Raw genomic sequence first — 15523 nt, 5'->3', positions numbered from 1 at the left:
CTGTTTTATGTCCGAAACTTTCGAACTCCCCGTTGTGTCGGTCGGTGGTCCGCGACGCCTTCATCTATGGATGGGATGGGGCCGAAAAGTGCTGTGTAATCCGGCCGTTTGGCAGCGTGGGATCCGTAATCCCTGCGGAGGTTCTCGAAATATTTCGACGCAGACGCCGACCTGTGCGAGAGGTGTTGACGCCGTTCGCCGGTTCCCTATCATTCAGGTTGCTCGACACTCCGACCTTGGTTCGATACTTCGAACGAGTTGAGTCTCCCCTTCACGCAGCAGGGCAACTCCGGGCCGTGCCGCCCGAACACAGAGCCGCAAGGAGTCGTACTGGGTGTATATGTCATGAACCCGCCAACCACTCACTACTCACCACTCGCCACTCGAGGTTGAGGAAATCCCCATGCATAGAGGAAGTTTCAGCCGCAGGCATACATCCGCGGTGCTCGCCGCCGCGGTGGCGGTCCTGGCCGCGTTGGCGGCGATGCTCGTCGCCACTCCGGCTCAGGCGGCCACCAGTGGCGCCCTGCGTGGTGTCGGTTCGAACCGGTGTCTCGATGTGGTGGGCGCCGGCCAGGACAACGGCACGTACCTGCAGATCTACGACTGCTGGAACGGGACCAACCAGCAGTGGACGCTGACGGACGACCATCAGCTGACCGTCTACGGCGACAAGTGCCTGGACGTCCCCGGCCACGCCACCACGGCCGGTACCCGCGTGCAGATCTGGTCCTGTTCCGGCGGTGCGAACCAGCAGTGGCGGGTGAACTCCGACGGCACGGTCGTCGCTGTGGAGTCCGGGCTGTGCCTGGAGGCCACGGGCGCCGGCACGGCCAACGGCACGGCGGTGGAGATCTGGACGTGCAACGGCGGCAGCAACCAGAAGTGGACCGGCCTGTCCGGAACGACGACCCCGCCGGACACGTGTTCTCTTCCGTCGACGTACCGGTGGACCTCGTCGGGTGTGCTGGCGCAGCCTGCGAACGGGTGGGCCGCGGTGAAGGACTTCACCACCGTGACGTACAACGGCAAACACCTGGTCTACGCGTCGAACGTGTCGGGATCCTCCTACGGCTCGATGATGTTCAGTCCCTTCACGAACTGGTCGGACATGGCGTCGGCCGGCCAGACCGGGATGAGCCAGGCAGCGGTGGCGCCCACGCTGTTCTACTTCGCGCCCAAGAACATCTGGGTGCTGGCGTACCAGTGGGGTGCGTCGCCCTTCGTCTACCGCACGTCGAGCGACCCCACCAACCCCAACGGCTGGTCCTCGCCGCAGCCGCTGTTCACCGGCAGCATCTCCGGCTCCGGCACCGGCCCGATCGACCAGACCCTGATCGCCGACGGCCAGAACATGTACCTCTTCTTCGCAGGTGACAACGGCAAGATCTACCGGGCGAGCATGCCGATCGGGAACTTCCCGGGCAGCTTCGGCTCGTCGTACACGACGGTCATGAGCGACTCGACGAGCAACCTGTTCGAGGCGGTGCAGGTCTACAAGGTCCAGGGCCAGAACCAGTACCTGATGATCGTTGAGGCGATGGGCGCGAACGGGCGCTACTTCCGCTCGTTCACGGCCTCCAGCCTGAGCGGTTCGTGGACCCCGCAGGCCGCGAGCGAGAGCAACCCCTTCGCGGGCAAGGCCAACAGCGGTGCCACCTGGACCAACGACATCAGCCACGGTGACCTGGTCCGCAACAACCCCGATCAGACCATGACCATCGACCCCTGCAACCTGCAGTTCCTCTACCAGGGCAAGTCTCCTGGCGCGAGCGGCCCCTACGACCAGCTGCCGTGGCGGCCGGGTGTCCTCACCCTGAAGCGCTGACCTCTCCGGTCCACGGTGACCGTGACGTGATGCGGTCCGCGCGAGCGTGTGGGTGAGCGGTTCGCGGTGGGGGAGTGCAACCTGCTGACCGGCGCTCACCGTCCGGAGGGACCCCGGCCGTGCGGCGGCCGGGGTTCCCCTCACTCGCGTGGACCGGGCCGTCGGCGGGTGCTGCCGGTGCACGGCCCGGCTCTGACGGCCCGGGCCGCGCTACCAGCGCACGGTCTGTCCCTGCCGGTCCAGGTAGTGCAGGCCGCCCTTGCCGGACCGGGCCTCGATCGTGTCGACGACGCCCGGGATGCTTTCGTCGATGGTCAGGCGGGCGCCGGGACCGCCCAGATCGGTTTTCACCCAGCCCCGGCGGCGAAGTGGATCACTGTGCCGGCCGGCCATGACCGTTCTCGCCGGCAGCCGCTGTACCGGTGTTCCCCGGGGCCGTTCTCCCGTCCGCACCCGGTGGCGGCGCCGTGCTCGCGCGCGTCACCAGGCGGGTCGGCACGAGGGTCGTCCCGGGCCCGGCGCCGGCATGACGCATCTTGTGCAGCACCGCCTGGACGCACAGCCGTCCGACCTCGCCGAAGTCCTGGTGGACGGTGCTGAGCGGGGGCAGGAAGGACGCCGACTCGGGGATGTCGTCGAAGCCGATCACGCTGACCTCCCCGGGAACGCGCCGTCCGTGTTCGTGGAGGGCGCGCAGCAGGCCGAGGGCCATCTGGTCGTTGGCGGCGAAGACCGCCGTGCAGTCGTCGCGCGCGGCCAGTTCGAGGCCGGCGCGGTAGCCGGACTCGGCGGACCAGTCGCCGCGTACCAGCGGCGGCGGCGTGCGGCCGGCCTCTTCGAGGGCGACGCGCCAGGCGTCGGCGCGGCGCTGCGCGGCGAAGGAGCCCTCCGGGCCGCCGAGGTGCCACACCGTGTCGTGGCCGAGACCGAGCAGGTGCCGCACGGCGGCGCGGCTGCCGCCCGCCTGGTCGGTGTCGACGACCGTGTAGCGGTCCCCGGCGTCGGAGTCGGCGACCACGACCTGGACGTGCGGCGGCAGCGTGACGGTAGCGGCGTCCAGCAGGTGGACCTCCATGATGACGATCACCGCGTCGACGGCCAGTTCCTGCAACCGGGAGAACGCCCCCTGCACCTCGTCCTGGGTGGGCAGGGCGACCGGCAGCAGGGTCACCGCGTAGCCCTCCTGCGCCGCGGAGGTGGCGATGGCCTCCAGGGTGCGCACGTTGCCGGTGGTGGCGAGGGAGAAGGTGATGACGCCGATGGTGCGGAACTCGCCGCGTTTGAGGGCGCGGGCCGCGCTGTTGGGCCGGTAGCCGAGTTCCTCCATGGCGGCCGTCACCTGCCGGCGCGTCTTCTCGTTCACGCCCGGATAGCCGTTGGAGACCCGGGAGACGGTCTGCGACGAGACGCCGGCCAGCCGGGCCACGTCGGCCATGGAGGCCGTGCTCCGGCCGCTGCCGCGGGGCCGGCCGCGGGTGCGCTTCGGGGCTTCGCCGGGCGCGCCGCTCCCCGCGCCCGGGGTGCCGCCCGGCACGCTCTCTGCCGCCCGCTCAGGCACGTCCACTCGCCGTTCCCCGCCCTCTCCGCCGCCCTGGCCGCCGGCCCCGCCCGGACTCTTGACCGGCCTCATCGAGGCAGTGTAGACATTCCGCCACCCGATGTTTACGTAAACATCGCCGGCTCCCCGGCCTCTCCGGGGTGAGCGGTGTCCACGCGAGGTTCGCGTGAACCTCCGGGACGGCGCGGCCCCGGCCCAGGCCACGGCGGCGTCACCGAGTCACCACCCGCACGAGCGAGGAACGACATGACGACGCTGCAGCCGCAGGTGGCCCCCGAGCCACGGTCGGCGCCACAGGCGCCACCCGCCACGGGACGGGAACGCCGCTCCTGGACGGGGTGGGGTTTCATCGGCCCGTTCGTGGCCGTGTTCGCCCTGGTGTTCCTGGCGCCGATCGCGTACTCGGTCCACCTGAGCCTCTTCCGTGACCGGCTCATCGGCGGGACCACCTTCGTGGGCCTGGACAACTACCGGCAGGCGCTGGGGGACGCGGACTTCTGGGCCGCGTTCGGCCGGGTCTCGCTCTTCCTGTGCGTCCAGGTGCCGATCATGCTGGGCATCGCCCTGCTGGTCGCCCTCGCCCTGGACAGCGGACGCCTCTACGGCGCGGACTTCTTCCGCATCTCCATCTTCCTGCCCTACGCGGTGCCCGCCGTCGTCGCCACCCTGATGTGGGGCTTCATGTACGGCACCCGCTTCGGTCTTCTCGGCGACCTCGACCAGGCGTTCGGCCTGTCACTGCCCGACCCGCTCTCCCCGGACCTGGTCCTGGCCTCCATAGGCAACATCGTCACCTGGGAGTTCGTCGGCTACAACATGCTGATCTTCTACTCGGCGCTGCGCGTGATCCCGCACTCCCTGTACGAGGCGGCGCAGATCGACGGCGCCGGGCAGTTCCGGGTCATCACCGCGATCAAACTGCCGGCGATCCGCGGGGCCCTGGTGATCGCGGCGATCTTCTCCGTCATCGGCAGCTTCCAGTTGTTCAACGAGCCCAGCGTCCTGCAGAAGCTGGCCCCCAACGCCATCACCACGGACTACACGCCCAACTTCTACACGTACTCGCTGTCCTTCTCCGGCCAGCAGCACAACTACTCCGCGACGGTCGCCATCGTCATGGGGCTGATCACCATGGTCATCGCCTATGCCGTCCAGCTGCGCGGTATGCGCAAGGGAGCGTGAAGCAGCGATGACCGGTACCGTCCCCGACGCCGCCGCCCGGCCCGCGCCCTCCCCGCCGGCCCCGTCCCGCACCGCGCCCCGGCTGCGCACGCCCCGGCGCGGCCCCTCTCCCGCCCGGCCCCGGCGCAGCGTCCCGCTGACCCTGCTCACCGGCCTGGTGCTGCTCTACAGTCTGCTGCCGCTGGCCTGGCTGCTCATCAGTGCCACCAAGACCCAGAAGGGACTGGCCCGTTCCTTCGGCCTGTGGTTCGACAGCGACTTCGCCCTGTGGGACAACATCGCGCAGACGTTCACCTACCACGACGGCATCTTCACCCGCTGGCTGCTGAACACCGTGCTCTACGTCGTGGTGGGCGCCGGCGGCGCCACCTTCCTCGCCACGCTGGGCGGTTACGCGCTGGCCAAGTTCGACTTCCCCGGCCGGCGCGCCGTGTTCGCCGTCGTGATCGGCGCCGTCGCCGTCCCGGGAACCGCGCTCGCGGTGCCGACCTTCCTCATGTTCAGCAACGTCGGCCTCACCGACACTCCGTGGGCGGTGATCCTCCCCTCGCTGATCTCCCCGTTCGGCCTGTACCTGATGTGGGTCTTCGCCTCGGAGGCGATCCCGGCCGAACTGCTGGAGGCCGCCCGCATGGACGGGGCGGGCGAGGTGCGCACCTTCTTCCAGGTCGCCCTGCCCCTGCTCGCGCCGGGCATCGTGACCGTCTCCCTCTTCACCATGGTCGCGACCTGGAACAACTACTTCCTGCCGCTCATCATGATCAAGAACCCGGACTGGTATCCGCTCACCCTGGGCCTGTACAGCTGGAACGTCCAGGCCGCGACCGCCGGCGGCCAGCCCGTGTTCCATCTGGTGATCACCGGATCTCTCCTCACCGTCGTGCCGCTGATCGCCGCGTTCCTGCTGCTCCAGAAGCACTGGCAGTCCGGACTCGCCGCAGGCAGCGTCAAGGAATAGCACCGCCCCCCCTTCCGTCCCCGGCCACCAAGAAGTGGAAGCGCCCACCCATGCACAAGCACTCCCGCCGCCTGCTGCGCGGCATCGGTCTCGTCTGCGCCCTCGCCCTGGGGACCACCGCGTGCGGCGGATCCAACTCCTCGGAGCCGGACGCGAAGACGGTCTCCGAGGCGGACATCAGTGCCGCGCTGAAGAAGGGCGGCACCCTCACCGTCTGGGCCTGGGAACCCACGCTCAAGCAGGTGGCCGCCGACTTCGAGAAGGAGCACCCCGGGGTCAAGGTGAACCTCGTCAACGCGGGCACCGGCAACGACCAGTACAAGGCGCTGCAGAACGCCATCTCCGCCAAGAAGGGCGTACCCGACGTCGCCCAGATCGAGTACTACGCCATGGGCCAGTACACACTGACCAAGCAGCTCACCGACCTCACGGGCTTCGGCGCCGGGAAGCTGGCCGCCCAGTACTCACCGGGCCCGTGGAACGGCGTCAGGGCCGGCGACGGGATCTACGGCTTGCCGATGGACTCGGGCCCCATGGCCCTGTTCTACAACAAGAAGGTCTTCGACAAGTACCACCTCACGGTGCCCACCACCTGGGACGAGTACGTGGACGCGGCCCGCGCCCTGCACAAGGCGAACCCGAAGGCGTACATCACCAACGACGCCGGCGACGCCGGGTTCACGACCAGCATGCTGTGGCAGGCCGGTTCGCGCCCCTACAAGGTCGACGGCACCAAGGTGAAGATCGACTTCTCCGACCCGGGCGCCGAGAAGTACACCGCCACCTGGCAGAAACTGCTCGACGAGAAGCTGATCGCCCCTGTGACCAGTTGGTCCGACGACTGGTACAAGGGCCTCGGTGACGGCACCATCGCCACGCTGGCCATCGGCGCCTGGATGCCGGCCAACCTCGCCTCCGGCGTGAAGGACGCCGCCGGCGACTGGCGCGTCGCGCCGCTTCCGCAGTGGCGGGCAGGGGCCCACGACAGCTCCGAGAACGGGGGCAGCGCCCTCACCCTGCCCGGACTCGGCAGGAACGAAGCCCTGGCCTACGCCTTCGTCAGGTACGCCGACTCCGGCAAGGGGGTGGACACCCGCGTCAAGGGCGGCGCCTTCCCGGCGACCACCGCGCAGCTGACGTCCAGGACGTTCCAGGACGTCCGGTTCCCGTACTTCGGCGGGCAGCAGGCCAACAAGATCTTCGCCGAGTCCGCCGCGAACGTCTCCGGCACCTGGTCCTACCTGCCGTACCAGGTGTACGCCAACTCGGTCTTCAACGACACCGCAGGCAAGGCCTACGTCTCGGGCACCAAGCTGGCCGACGCCCTCAAGACCTGGCAGGACGCGTCCGTCAAGTACGGCGAGGAGCAGGGCTTCACCGTCGAGAAGTAGCGCAACCGGGCGGCGCGGCCACCCCGCGCCGTCCGGTCTCCCACCCCGGAAGGACCACCATGATCTCCACCCTCCTGTCCCGCCGCGGCGGGGCGGACGGTGCCCCCGCGCCCCGGCTGGTCTACGGCGCCGACTACAACCCCGAGCAGTGGCCCCGCTCCGTGTGGGAGGAGGACGTCCGGCTGATGCGCGAGGCCGGCGTGAACCTCGTGTCGCTGGCCATCTTCTCCTGGGCCCGCATCCAGCCGGCCGAGGACGTCTGGGACTTCACCTGGCTCGACGACGTCATGGACCTCCTGCACGCGGGCGACATCGGCGTCGACCTGGCCACGGCCACCGCGTCCCCGCCGCCGTGGCTGACCGCCGCCCACCCGGAGATCCTGCCGGTCACCGCCCGCGGCGAAACCCTGTGGCCGGGAGCCCGTCAGCACTGGCGCCCCACCTCGCCGGTCTTCCGCGAGCACGCCCTGCGCCTGGTACGGCAGATGGCCACCCGCTACGCCGGTCACCCGGCACTGGTCGCCTGGCACGTCAACAACGAACTGGGCTGCCACAACGTCCACGACTACTCCGACGACGCGGCCCGCGCCTTCCGTGACTGGCTGCGCAACCGGTACACCACGCTGGACGCGCTCAACGACGCCTGGGGGACGGCCTTCTGGTCCCAGCGCTACAGCGACTGGGAGCAGATCCTGCCGCCCCGCCTGGCCGCCTCCCACCCCAACCCGACCCAGCAACTGGACTTCAAGCGCTTCTCCTCGGACGCGCTGAAGGACCACCTGCGCGCCGAACGCGAGATCCTCCGGGAGATCACTCCCGGCGTCCCCGTCACCACCAACTTCATGGTGATGGGCGGCACCAAGGGCATGAACTACCCGGACTGGGCCGATGAGATCGACTTCGTCTCCAACGACCACTACGTCCACCCCGGCCCGCAGGACCGCGACGAGCTGTCCTTCTCCGCCAATCTCACCAGCGGCATCTCCGGCGGACGGCCCTGGTTCCTGATGGAGCACTCCACCAGCGCCGTGAACTGGCAGCCCGTCAACCTCGCCAAGCGGCCCGGCGACCTCGTCCGTGACGCGTTGCTGCATGTCGCGCACGGCGCCGACGCGGTCTGCTTCTTCCAGTGGCGCCAGTCCGCGGCCGGCGCGGAGAAGTACCACTCCGCGATGGTTCCGCACGCCGGACCGGACAGCGAACTGTTCCGCACGGTGGCCGGACTCGGCGCGACCCTGGAGGCGTTGTCACCCGTGGCGGGCAGCGAACGGGAACCCGCCCCGGTCGGCATCCTCTACGACTGGGACTCGTGGTGGGCCAGCGAGCAGGACTCCCACCCCACCACCCTGCTCGACTACCGCCAGGAGGCCCTCGACTGGTACTCGGCGCTCCTCGGCCTCGGCATCCGCGCCGACGTCGTCACCACCCGCGGCGACCTGCACCGCCACCAGGTGCTGATCGCGCCCGTCCTGCACGTCGTCCCCGCCGGCCTGGCCAAGACGCTCACCCGGTTCGTCGAACAGGGCGGCCACCTCGTCACCACGTACTTCTCCGGGATCGTCGACGAGAACGACCACGTGTGGCTCGGCGGCTACCCGGGCGCCCTGCGCGACCTGCTCGGCATCCGCGTCGAGGAGTTCGGGCCGCTGCTCGCGGGGGAGAGCGTCGGACTCGACGACGCGACGACCGGAAGTCTGTGGACCGACCGCGTCGACGTCACCGCGCCCGGGACCGAGGTCCTGGCCCGCTACCGCACCGGCGTCCACGCGGGCCGCCCCGCCGTCACCCGGCGCCCGGCGGGGAGCGGTTCGGCCGCCTACGTCTCCACCCGGCTCGGCGTCGAAGGGGTCTCCTCGCTTCTGCCGCGGCTGCTGGCGCCGGCCGGCGTGGCCGGTGAACTGCCCGAGGACGCCCGCGGAAGGGTCGAGACGACCGTGCGCCGCGACGCAGCCAACCGCTATCTGTTCCTGGTCAACCGCTGCGAGCAGCCGGTACGGGTACGCGGTCTGACCGGAGACGTCCTGATCGGCGCCGCGGACGCCGACGGCGTCCTCACCCTCGGGCCGCGGGGCGTCGCCGTACTGCGGCAGCCCCTCGGCTGAGCAGCGGTCGCCGCAGGGGGAACGGCCGCGGTGGCCGCCTCGACCGCCCCGACCGCGCCCTGGCCACCGCGGCCGGCACCCCGGCGGCGCCCGCCTGACGGGGGCGGCCGGGCTCCGTCACCGGCCGGCCGGGCCCGTCGTCGGGGCGGTCAGCGCTTGAAGTCCATCTCCTCGAGACGTGTCTGCACCGTCCGGCCGCTCTCCCACGCGTTGGCGCCCGGCGCCACGTCCGGCACGGGGATGTCCGCCCGGTTCTGCCGCTTGCGGGACGTCGAGACGCCGAGCCTGTCGTCCCGGGCCCGGATCATCTCGTCCGAGGCCTGCCCGTCCCCGGTGAAGCCCATCATCAGCTGCGGGATGCCGTAGGGGAAGTCGTCGCGGTCGTACTGCCACGTGTGGAACGTCTTCCCGTAGGTGGTCACCAGGTCCTCGAAATAGGCGTGTTCGGCCAGGTCGGGGATGCCGGGGGCGGTGAGCGTGCCGGACCTGACCTCGTAGTGGTGGCTGTGCCACAGCCGCTTCTCGTCCTCGGGCAGGCCGCGGAAGCGCTCCTCGCTGATGATGTACTCGATGCCGATCAGACGGGCGTCGGGCGCGTTGCGGTCGAAGATCACGCACTGGTGCAGGTCGTGCCGGAGGTGGATGCAGAAGTGCGTGGCCTCCACCTGCCGGCCCATGTCGTCGGCGTACATGTGGAAACCGTTGAGATACGTGCTCATCGCATCGAGCGGGTACTTCGGCTGCATGGCCCCGGCCGCCAGGTCGAGCGCGCGGTGCTTGAGCGGGTGCCCCTTGCCGACCTTGCTGATCGTGGCCGCCTTGCGGCCGAGCAGGAGACCGGCCGCGGCCGTCACCCCTGCCGCGACACCGATCCCGATGGACGCGGCCGGGCCCCGGCCGGACCCGCGCGAGCGGTGTGTGCGCTGTGTGAATGCCATGGACGGCGAGTGCCCTGTGCCCGGCGGCCGTAACGGACCGCCCGGCACCGTCGTCCACGCCCGCGCCGTGGCCCCTGTGGCAGGGATTACGCCGGCACCGGGACCGGTGACGCGGTCCGGACCAGGGGGGCGCGGACCGGAGGCGGACCGTCCGGGCGGACCGCCGGGGCAGGCTGCGTCAGGGGGGTGCCGAACCCCCGGAAGGTGACCTGCGCCCGGGTCTTGAAGCCGAGGCGCTCGTACAGGGCGATCGCGGTGGGTGCCGCCGGCGCACCGGGCGCGGGATGGCTGAGCACCACCCGGCGGAGCCCGGCGGGCAGGGCGGCAGGGTTCCGCGGCCTCGCCGCCCGGTCCGGGACCGGGGCGGCGGTGACCGTGTGGACGAGCGTGCCGACCCCGTCGGTCCCGATCGCGACGCGGTCGCCCGCGTGACCTCGTGAGCCGCGCCATCGCGGTGGCACGGTGGTGCCGCTGAGTCACGTACGGCGAACAGCCGACGCGCGGCCCTGGGGTTCTGGGCGGCGCGCGGGATCCGGCGGCTGCCCGGGGGCCCTGTTTCTTTGCCGGTCGGTTCTGCCGAATCCCTTGACCCGCCCCCGTCCCCGAGTATGGTCTAGACCAAGTTTCGTAGGTCTAGACCTACATCAACGGCCTCGCAGGCGTCGGTTCCGATTCATCGAGGGAAGTGATGTGACATGGACACGAAGAGGAAGGTGGCTGTCGCGATCGGGGCGCTGGTGGCCCCGGTGCTCGCCGTCAGCCTCCCGGCGGCCACGGCCGGCGCGCACGGCTGGGTCACGCTGCCCACCAGCCGGCAGGAGCAGTGCGCCGAAGGCGTCGTCGACTGCGGCCAGATCAAGTACGAGCCGCAGAGCGTCGAGGGCCCCAAGGGCCTGCAGAGCTGCAGCGGCGGTCACGCGGAGTACGCCGAACTGGACGACGACAGCAAGGGCTGGAAGGTCACCCCGGTCGGCACCACGGCGACGTTCACCTGGCACAACACGGCACGCCACTCCACCGCCAACTGGCAGTACTTCATCGGCGGTCAGAAGATCGCCGAGTTCGACGGTCACAACCAGCAGCCCGCCGCCGACGTCAGCCAGCAGGTGAACTTCGGCGGCTTCACCGGCCGCCAGAAGGTGCTGGCCGTGTGGAACATCGCCGACACCGCCAACGCCTTCTACTCCTGCGTCGACGTCAACATCGGCGGCACCGGCGGCGGTGACGGGGGTGGTGGCGGCAACGGCGGCGGGGGCACCTGCACCGCGCCGGTCTGGGACCCCGCGCACGTCTACAACGGCGGCGACACCGTCTCCTACGGCGGCCACACCTGGCGCGCCAAGTGGTGGGTGACGGGTGACAAGCCCGGCACCACCGGCCAGTGGGGCGTCTGGGAGGACCTCGGAGCCTGCCCGGCCGGCTGATCCCCGGTTCCGGTGCCCCGGACCCCCGGACCCTCGACGGGGCGGCGCGGTCGCGCCGCCCCGTCGGCGTCGCCGCGGCCGGTCCTCAGTCCCCCTCGCCGCGCCGCAGGTGCAGCGAGCGCAGGGCGGCCTCCAGGGCGAAGCGGTGGTCGGGGTCGGCGAGGCGGTCGCCGAGACGGGCGTCCAGGTTGCGCAGGCGGTAGCGGACGGTCTGGGCGTGCACGCCCAGCATCTCGCCGACCTGTTCCGCGGGCGCCCGGGTGGAGATGTGCACGCGCAGGGTCTCCACGAGCCGGTCGCGGCGGCTGGAGGGCAGGTCGTCGAGCGGGGCCAGCTCCCTGGCCGCCAGATGGGACACGAGCGAGGGGTCGGACAGCAGCCACAGCGTCACCAGGTGGTCCTCGCAGCGGACCAGCGGCGCGTCGGCCACGACGCCCTCGTCGATGAGCTGGAGCACGCGGCGCGCCCAGCGGATGGAGTCGGCGGCCTGGGTGAGCGGCACGGTCAGGCCCGCCACGGCGTGCGCGCCGGCCAGGGCGGTGTCGAGCATGGCCTGCCGCTGGGGGGTCAGCGCGCCCGGGACGAGCAGGTGCGGCTGGGGGATCTCCAGGTCGGCCAGGACGTCCCCGGCCAGGCCCGCCTCCAGGTGGTCGGGGACCGGGGAGCGCAGCGCGACGAGGGTGACGTCGGCGGGCAGCGGCCAGGCGGCGGCCTCGCACAGCCCGGACACGGTCGACTGGGGCAGCGGCGGAGCGGCCAGGATCAGGTGCAGCAGCTGTCTTCGCAGGGCCGGCACCTCGGAGGAGGCCCGGGACTGCACCTCGACGTAGCCCTCGCGGGAGAGCGCCTCCAGTTCCTCGACGTAGGCGAACAGGGCGTCGGCGAAGGCGAGGATGACGGTGGGGGAGAGGTTGTACTGGCGGCCCACGGCCTTGGCGCGGCGCAGCGCGATCCGGGCGCCGAGCCGGTAGGCCCCCTGGAGGGTGTCGAGTTCGCGGCCCTCGTAGGCCTCGACGCGGCCGAACTTGCGGAGCAGTTCGTCGCGGAGCGCCGAGTTCTTGCCGGGTTCGGCGACGCGGTCCACGAACGCGGACAGCGCCTGTTCGACGCCCTGGCGGATGGCGTCCGCGTTCGGTCCGTTGAGCAGGCGGCCGTAGACGGGGTAGGCGCGGGTGACCTCGATGCGTATCTCCTTCATGAGCCCGGGTAACTCCGGTCGCATGAAGGCCGCGAACTCCTTGGGCAGGGGGTCGAGCGGCTCTCCGACCTCCGGTGTCCGTACGGTTGAAGGCATGAGTTGGTCGTCCCTTGCTCTTCCGACGCGCCCGGTGGGGGGACCGGCCGGACGCCGCCCGCCGCCGTGGTGGCGGGCGGCGGGCGACAGAAGACCGGTCGTCAGGTGCAGACCTGTGTGAAAGGTGAAGCTAAATCAACTTCCTTGATCCGTACACAGGTTGTGCACACTTTGATGCCGTGGGGCGGGTGCGGCCGACCGGGACGGCTGATAATCGCCGCCGTGCGGCCATTACTTGACGGCGGAGTTCCAGTTCCGCGCGAGGACCTTGCCCGCGTCGGGGACGACGGTGCCGGGCGCGTTCAGACCCGCCAGGGAGGTCTGGGTGTCGTTGAGGGTGATGCTGTTCTTCCCGGCGGCGGAGGGCAGCCCCGTCTTGAGGTTGACCGCCGCGTCGATCAGGCCGAACAGCCCCAGACCGCAGCCGCTGGCGCCGGGCACCGCGAAGGTGCTGTCGTTCTGGGTGGCGCCGGTGAGGTTGATCCGGCTCATGTCGCCGTCGTCGGCGAGGGTGCCGTCGCCCTTGAAGAACGTCATGCCGAACTCGGGGTAGTTCAGGTTCTTCGGGCGCAGCACGATCGGGCTCGACTTGGTGCCGATGTAGCAGTTGCTGCCCAGGAACGGGTTCTGCAGGTGGATACGGACCGGGATGGCGACGATCGGCTCGCCGGTGACGATGCCCGCCGTCTGGTTGAAGTCGGTGGGCGCGCCCACGGACTCCACGGTCGCGGTGATCTTGTTGAGGCTGCTGTTGGTGATCTGCTCGCAGATGGCCGTGATCGCGGGCACGTCGCTCGGGCACATCAGGCCGAGCAGGCCGCCCGGGACGGTCGCGGAGTCGGCGATGATCGCCCCCGCGGACGGGGCCACGACCGTGCTGGTGCCGTCGGAGTTCTGCACGACGCCCATCTGGAGGTCGGTGCGGCCCGTCGTCACCGTGGTGTTGCCCAGCTTGATGGAGCCGCCGGCCGAGGTGGAGACCACACACTGCGGAGTCTGCGCCAGGCCGTCGGCAGCCAGCATCGCGGGGGCGCTCACCGGACAGCGGGTGAAGGGCGCCCACTCGCCGTTGAGCTGGGCGGTGGCGGCGGTCGCCGTGCCCATCGCCGCGACGGAGCCGAGGGCGGTGCCGAGCACGGTGACGGTGGTGACGAGTCCGGCACGGCGGGAGAGTCTGGTCATGGGGTGCCTTCCGTGAGGGTGCGGGGGGAGCCGGGGGATCAGCGCGCGGGGACGGGGATCTTCAGGGGCTGCAGGTCCTTGGTGCACTCGCTGTCGTAGTTGGGCGCGGCCTGGCCGCACGTCTGGCCCTGGATCTGTTTGATGTAGTTGTCCGGGCCGGAGACCGAGGCCGTCAGCAGGGGGTCGAGGTCCTCGCCCCCCGTACCGCACCCGGTGAAGGCGGGGATGTCCGCCGAGCCGGTCAGCGGGCCGCCGGAGGAGACCAGATAGCCCTCGGCGTCCTGGCCGGTGCCCATCTCGCCCCTGCCGTGCAGCACCAGGTGGTCGCCGGGGAACTTCGCGGGCTCCGGGTCGGCCGAACGCAGCGGCGTCCGCGTCCGGCAGGACGGTCCCACGTCCAGCCGCGTACCGTTCACCGTCAAGGACGTGACGTGGAGCACCAGCGGTACTCGGACGTACGTGTCCAGGGCCAGGGGGAACGTGTCCATGTAGCCGAAGGAGTCGATGGTCAGCGGGCCTGTCTGTTCCAGCACCATGGTGGCCGTCGCCGGAACGAAGCCGAAGGTGAGCAGGGTGGCCTTGAACGGCGGGGTCCGGGCCTCGTCGTGGTAGAAGAACTGGCCGTCGGAGTGCTGCGTGAGGACGGGCCTGCCGTCCGGAGCGGCCCCGAAGTTCAGGTCTCCCTGCTCGATCAGCGAGCAGGACAGCGGCAGCAGTGACGCCGCCTTCTGCTTGCGCACGTTCGAGTAGCCGGTGACGTACGCGTTCAGCGACGTGGAGGTCGCCGGATGGTGCTCGTCGTAGCGGCACGGTGGCGCGTCGCGGCGGTCGGTGGTGGCGCCGGGCGTGGTACCGGTGATCTTCGGAGCCCGTTCGCTCTGCGGGTCGCCGGGGTGCGGCTGCGGCCGGCCGGACGCCGAAGAGTGCGCCGACGGCGTGCCGGTGCCCGTGCCGGCCGGGGAGGCCGGCGGAGAACTCCCCGGCCCGGACGTGACGGAACCGACCGGCACGGTGGCCAGCAGTCCCTGGCCGGGGGCGTCCTCGCCCAGGGTGCACTGCACGGTGGCCGGGGTGCTGCCCCCGGTGGCCGGATCGGTGGAGGGGGTGGCGGAGCCGGTGGGGGACGCGGTCACCGCGAGGTCCATGGCCAGGTCACCGGCGGAGAGCGTCAGGTCGCCCGTGCTCTGCGCGGTCACCGACGGGACGTCGCCGGTCGAGGCCAGCGTGAGCGGGCCGGACTCCGGGACGGTGACGGGCTGTGCGGTGCCGCGCCAGGTCGCCTCCGCGCCGGCCTTGTTCTGGGCGACCGCGACGGCCAGGCGCGTGGCAGCGTTCACCTCGCCGCCCTTCGGCAGGTCCAGGGCGGCCACTGCGGCGGCCGGCAGCTCCACCGTGGTCTCGACCTGTGTGGGCCGGATCGCCTCACGCGGGCCCACCCGGTCCGGCAGGACCGCCGAGACGTGGACCGTCGCCTGCTGCCGGCCGGAGGGGAAGGCGCACACATAGGGGAGCGCGGTGTCGACCCGCTGGGGGGCCGCGGTGGCGACGGCGACCGGGACCATGGCGGCCAGCACGATCAGCGCGGCGGTCGACGCGCTCCGGGCGCGGATTCGGGGGGTCATCCGGCGGTCTGCCTGACGGCCTGTCATCTGTGTCTGCCTCACGG

12 protein-coding genes are annotated in these 15523 nt (G+C 70.9%); 6 read left to right on the top strand and 6 right to left on the bottom strand.

What is annotated here, in order from left to right; translation table 11 throughout:
- Positions 1 to 403 precede the first annotated feature (403 nt).
- Complete coding sequence (locus tag AC6I72_RS07480; RefSeq protein WP_498000085.1) at positions 404 to 1828, top strand: non-reducing end alpha-L-arabinofuranosidase family hydrolase; 1425 nt, start codon at positions 404 to 406, stop codon at positions 1826 to 1828.
- 210 nt (positions 1829 to 2038) lie between these two features.
- Here the strand turns inward: AC6I72_RS07480 and AC6I72_RS07475 are convergent, their stop codons facing one another.
- The gene (locus AC6I72_RS07475; RefSeq protein ID WP_498000084.1) at positions 2039 to 2179 is read right to left on the bottom strand and encodes a hypothetical protein; all 141 of its coding nucleotides are present in this window, start codon (positions 2177 to 2179) and stop codon (positions 2039 to 2041) included.
- Between the two features lie 22 nt (positions 2180 to 2201).
- The gene (locus AC6I72_RS07470; RefSeq protein ID WP_498004619.1) at positions 2202 to 3263 is read right to left on the bottom strand and encodes a LacI family DNA-binding transcriptional regulator; all 1062 of its coding nucleotides are present in this window, start codon (positions 3261 to 3263) and stop codon (positions 2202 to 2204) included.
- A gap of 369 nt (positions 3264 to 3632) precedes the next feature.
- Here AC6I72_RS07470 and AC6I72_RS07465 point away from each other — a divergent pair, with 369 nt between their 5' ends.
- From AC6I72_RS07465 to AC6I72_RS07450, 4 genes are read left to right on the top strand one after another with little or no spacing between them, the layout of a single operon-like run.
- The gene (locus AC6I72_RS07465; RefSeq protein WP_498000083.1) at positions 3633 to 4568 is read left to right on the top strand and encodes a carbohydrate ABC transporter permease; all 936 of its coding nucleotides are present in this window, start codon (positions 3633 to 3635) and stop codon (positions 4566 to 4568) included.
- Positions 4569 to 4575: 7 nt separating this feature from the next.
- On the top strand, positions 4576 to 5526 hold the full coding sequence (locus tag AC6I72_RS07460; protein ID WP_498000082.1) for a carbohydrate ABC transporter permease: 951 nt from the start codon (positions 4576 to 4578) through the stop codon (positions 5524 to 5526).
- A 50-nt stretch (positions 5527 to 5576) separates the two neighbouring features.
- Positions 5577 to 6917, top strand: a complete 1341-nt coding sequence (locus tag AC6I72_RS07455) for an ABC transporter substrate-binding protein (RefSeq protein ID WP_498000081.1) — start codon at positions 5577 to 5579, stop codon at positions 6915 to 6917.
- A gap of 59 nt (positions 6918 to 6976) precedes the next feature.
- A complete protein-coding gene (locus AC6I72_RS07450; protein ID WP_498000080.1) occupies positions 6977 to 9019 on the top strand; it encodes a beta-galactosidase in 2043 nt (680 codons plus the stop codon).
- A 149-nt stretch (positions 9020 to 9168) separates the two neighbouring features.
- Here the strand turns inward: AC6I72_RS07450 and AC6I72_RS07445 are convergent, their stop codons facing one another.
- The gene (locus tag AC6I72_RS07445) at positions 9169 to 9957 is read right to left on the bottom strand and encodes an OBAP family protein (RefSeq protein ID WP_498000079.1); all 789 of its coding nucleotides are present in this window, start codon (positions 9955 to 9957) and stop codon (positions 9169 to 9171) included.
- Positions 9958 to 10652: 695 nt separating this feature from the next.
- On the opposite strand from AC6I72_RS07445, the gene AC6I72_RS07440 reads away from it, so the two are divergent.
- Positions 10653 to 11381, top strand: coding sequence for a lytic polysaccharide monooxygenase (locus AC6I72_RS07440; protein WP_498000078.1), 729 nt, complete (start codon positions 10653 to 10655; stop codon positions 11379 to 11381).
- Between the two features lie 85 nt (positions 11382 to 11466).
- Here the strand turns inward: AC6I72_RS07440 and AC6I72_RS07435 are convergent, their stop codons facing one another.
- From AC6I72_RS07435 to AC6I72_RS07425, 3 genes are all read right to left on the bottom strand, one after another.
- Positions 11467 to 12675 carry a PucR-like N-terminal domain-containing protein gene (locus AC6I72_RS07435; protein ID WP_498000077.1) on the bottom strand — a complete coding sequence of 403 codons (1209 nt, stop codon included), beginning with the start codon at positions 12673 to 12675 and terminating at the stop codon, positions 11467 to 11469.
- Between the two features lie 231 nt (positions 12676 to 12906).
- Positions 12907 to 13857: a hypothetical protein gene (locus AC6I72_RS07430; protein ID WP_498000076.1), complete on the bottom strand. Its 951-nt coding sequence runs from the start codon at positions 13855 to 13857 to the stop codon at positions 12907 to 12909.
- Positions 13858 to 13895: 38 nt separating this feature from the next.
- The gene (locus AC6I72_RS07425) at positions 13896 to 15479 is read right to left on the bottom strand and encodes a DUF6801 domain-containing protein (RefSeq protein ID WP_498000075.1); all 1584 of its coding nucleotides are present in this window, start codon (positions 15477 to 15479) and stop codon (positions 13896 to 13898) included.
- Positions 15480 to 15523 lie beyond the last annotated feature (44 nt).

It is taken from the genome of Streptomyces sp. Xyl84 (genome assembly GCF_059731885.1).
This window is presented reverse-complemented; position numbering and strand designations above follow the sequence as displayed.